Source organism: Falsiroseomonas oryzae, assembly GCF_027856955.1.
GTDB lineage: Bacteria > Pseudomonadota > Alphaproteobacteria > Acetobacterales > Acetobacteraceae > Falsiroseomonas > Falsiroseomonas oryzae.
Window position 1 is genome coordinate 1 of record NZ_JAPSMD010000810.1, and the last position, 1264, is coordinate 1264.

A 1264-nucleotide genomic window follows, 5' to 3' on the forward strand; every position below is an offset into this window, starting at 1 on the left:
CCGGCGCCAGCCGGCCTGAGGCTGGGCGCGGGGCGGGGGCGGCGAGGCCCCCGCCGACCGCTCAGGTGGCGGCCACGCGCCGCCTGCAAACTCCGGCGAGGCCGAGCAGGCCGAGGCCGAAGAGAGCCGCCGCGGCCGGTTCAGGCACCGGGGCGACGAAGCCCTCCAGCGCCTTCAGCTGCATGGACAGGTTCGAGCCGCCGGGAGTGCCGGTCCAGCTGAAGGTCAGATCGCCCGAGATGGTGAAGTCCCCGGTGACCTCGGCGAACAGCGCCAGGTCGCGCGAGCCGTTGCTCGCGGTGAAGCTGCGAAGATTGGTCGTGTTGCCGCCGGCAATGAAGCGCAGCGCTGAGATCTGCGTGGTGTTGCCGGTGCCCGCCGCGACGCGGAAGCTGATGGCGTCCACGTCGTCCACCAGGGCATCGGTGAAGCTTTCGTCATAGCCGCCCATCTGGAAGCGGACGGTCGTGCCGGTGCGCGTGAGGGTGAAGGCGGTCGGCGCACCGTTCGCCCACGCGAACTGGATCTCCGACGCGCTGCCGAGCGGCGAGGCGCTGGTCGGGAAGGTGCTGCGGTTCGCCGCGTTGTAGCGGTGCAGCCCGATCTCGTAGTCGCCGTTGGTCGCGCGGTTGCCGATGCGCGCCTGCGCGACGAACACCTCGCTCTGCGGGATGAGCACGCCGAAGGGCGGCAGGGTGACCGTCTCGTAGAAGACGTCGTTGCTGCCGGTCGCGACGAAGATCGGTGCCGCCGCGGCGGGCATCGCCAGGCCGAGCAGCGCTGCGGCTGCGGCAAGGCGAAGCGGGACGATCGGCGTGCTGCGTCGGGTTTCCATCAGCCACACATGATGTATTGTTCCGATGACGTATCGGGCACGGGCGGATCGTTCGCAAGCCGGACGGAACGCTTCCTGACAAAACCTCCCGGCGTGCCGGGCGCTTCCGCCGGCGCGTGCCTGCTGTAGCCTTGCGCCGGGGCGGCGGGATCGGGTGCGGCGGTGGATGAAGGCGGGCAGAGCGAAGGGACGACGGCGCGCTGCCTGCTGGTCTGCCACACCTTCCCGCCGCTGATCGGCGGCTCGGCCGAGGTCTATGCGGCGCTGGCGCGGCATGCGGGCGGCGCGATCGCGGTGCTCACCTCGCGCCGCGATGCCGCCACGGGCCGCGAATGGCCGGGCTGGCGCGCGCTGGACGCAGCGGCGCCGCATCGCGTGACGCGGATCGGGCTGGTGCGGCCGCCATTGGCCGGCGCGGCCCATCCGAAC

Annotated in this window: 1 protein-coding gene and 1 pseudogene; one reads left to right on the forward strand and one right to left on the reverse strand. The window is 72.1% G+C overall.

From position 1 onward, the window contains the following. Positions 1–61: 61 nt before the first annotated feature. Positions 62–835 carry a choice-of-anchor W domain-containing protein gene (locus tag OZN99_RS31880; protein WP_270939199.1) on the reverse strand — a complete coding sequence of 258 codons (774 nt, stop codon included), beginning with the start codon at positions 833–835 and terminating at the stop codon, positions 62–64. Between the two features lie 162 nt (positions 836–997). Between OZN99_RS31880 and OZN99_RS31885 the strand changes: the two are divergent. Beyond that, positions 998–1264 (forward strand): annotated as a pseudogene (locus OZN99_RS31885) (hypothetical protein); the annotation flags it as partial.

Coding starts and splice junctions, on each gene's coding strand:
- OZN99_RS31880 (WP_270939199.1), bottom strand. CDS start 835: ATGGAAACCCGACGCAGCACGCCGATCGTCCCGCTTCGCCTTGCCGCA.